We start from the raw sequence: 1,793 nt of genomic DNA on the forward strand, positions 1-1,793 counted from the left end.
CGCCATAGTGATCAAAAGTAGTTCGAGCAGCAAACTCCTTGAAATCTTCAAAGGTCATGTCCTGCTGGAGACTACTATACCCTTTTTCCTTTTCAAAGTCATGCAAGGAAGCAATCCCATTGTAATTGTCCCAATTAAAAGAGTTATTTAGGACTTCCAGGTAATTTTCTGCATTGATTACTCCCTCTTGAATAAATCGGTTTAAGGCCACATACCGAATGAGTAAGTGGTGAATATAGGTGTCATTGACTGAGTAATAAGCTCCTGTTGTTTTATCCAGCAAAGAAGTCTTGTCAGCAAAAGGATCCACATTTTTGTCTTCTTTAATCGTCGCTTTAACTGCTTTTTTGATTGTTTCAGCAAAGAGTGTTTCATAAAATTTAACAATCTCCTCTGCTTCTGGAAGCTCGTTCCCTTTAAAAATAGCATAATCATCTGACACATTTCGCTTGGAATATCGACTAGTTTTGATATTGCCTTCCTGATCTTCAATCTTCACTTCAATGAAATAACGTTTTAAGTCGCTTTCGACCATATCTTGAGCTGTTTTTAGCTCTAAAATTTTTTCTGTCATTTTCTATTCCTCCATCATTTTTCTAAGGATTTTCTCCAAGGTAGTCAAATCCAACCATCAATCTTAGCCCTCTAACACGACATTCTTTAAATCTCTTGTCCTGCCTAAGAGCATGATTGATTCTATCAACCCCTCTTCTATGGCGTGTTCCCCACCCATGATGAGCATTTTGCTTAGAGACTCCATACGAAGTCTGCTCCAAAACGTCATGAACCATGTCTGGATGCCCATAAGGACAAATGACAGGCTCTACTTTGCCAGATTCTTTAAGATAGTAGGCAATCACTAAATCAGCAATTTCCTTGCTTCTTTTAGATTGAGCCATGCACTTGCTCCTTCCATTTATCCAATTTACTTGCCCAGTTAGTCAAATTAGCTACCAGGCTTTTTGCGGTATGGGTGTCAGTCATAGCTAGGTCAAACCAGCTATAAAACTCTCCCACCTCACTTTCATTTACCAGAGCGTCATTAACTGCTTTTCTGGCAAACTTAGCTACGCTGTAACAGTCCTCAGATGTTAGTCTTGTAAAAGTCGCTACGAAGCAGCCATTGATAATTTCAAACGAGGCTGATAAACCCATGTAGTCCAATTCATCAGCTGTGATATAAGTTCCATCTAGGCCATACCCTCGCATGGAAATTTCAATCTGATCCAGAGCTTCATAGAGCTTCCCCAAGAATTTCTCGGTCTGTTGAGCAACCATTTGTGTCCAGCAAACGATTTCTTTCAAATCATTCCGCTCTCGCATTGCTTTATCTTGTTTGTAACCTTTACTCCCTTTAGAGAAGTTTGCTACATAGCTACGGTCTAGCCAGTTTTTAAGCGGACGTTTATCCTCACCAAACTCAAATCCATTTAGGATCCAATCATCTTTTGCTTTGTCTGGCCAGAGATGAAATTCAGGATAATTCTGGTTGATATAGTTCATCAACGCTTCCCAATGTCCGCCTAAATCAATATCGATGCGGCGATCATTGATTTTATCAACAATGAATTTGCTCATTGGTTCTCCTTTCTAAATTTAATATTTATTTTTTAAGTTTTTCTAAGAGTTTCCGTTTTTTCTCTTCTAATTTTTCTTTTTCTTCATTTGTGGTATAGTCCTTGTAATATGGATTAGACCATTCAGGTATATTACTATCCTCATTAAGCTTTGCATCCACTTCCAACAATCTATTTACTATAGCAGCATCTAATCCTTTTTGTTCTTCATGTATT

At 38.1% G+C, this 1,793-nt stretch carries 3 protein-coding genes and 1 pseudogene; all 4 read right to left on the reverse strand.

Annotated features, from left to right (window positions below; all coding sequences use genetic code 11):
- Positions 1–574 (reverse strand): hypothetical protein (locus K4I03_RS12260; RefSeq protein WP_227965612.1); only part of this gene is annotated, 574 nt, incomplete at its 3' end.
- A 22-nt stretch (positions 575–596) separates the two neighbouring features.
- Positions 597–899 (reverse strand): hypothetical protein, encoded by a 303-nt coding sequence (locus K4I03_RS12265; RefSeq protein ID WP_227965613.1) that lies wholly within the window; start codon positions 897–899, stop codon positions 597–599.
- On the reverse strand, positions 886–1,578 hold the full coding sequence (locus K4I03_RS12270) for a hypothetical protein (RefSeq protein ID WP_227965615.1): 693 nt from the start codon (positions 1,576–1,578) through the stop codon (positions 886–888). Before K4I03_RS12270 ends, K4I03_RS12265 begins: the two co-directional genes overlap by 14 nt.
- Positions 1,579–1,603: 25 nt before the next feature.
- Positions 1,604–1,793: pseudogene (locus K4I03_RS12275) on the reverse strand (hypothetical protein); the annotation flags it as partial.

This window comes from Streptococcus sanguinis, from assembly GCF_020729725.1.
Classification (GTDB): domain Bacteria; phylum Bacillota; class Bacilli; order Lactobacillales; family Streptococcaceae; genus Streptococcus; species Streptococcus sanguinis_V.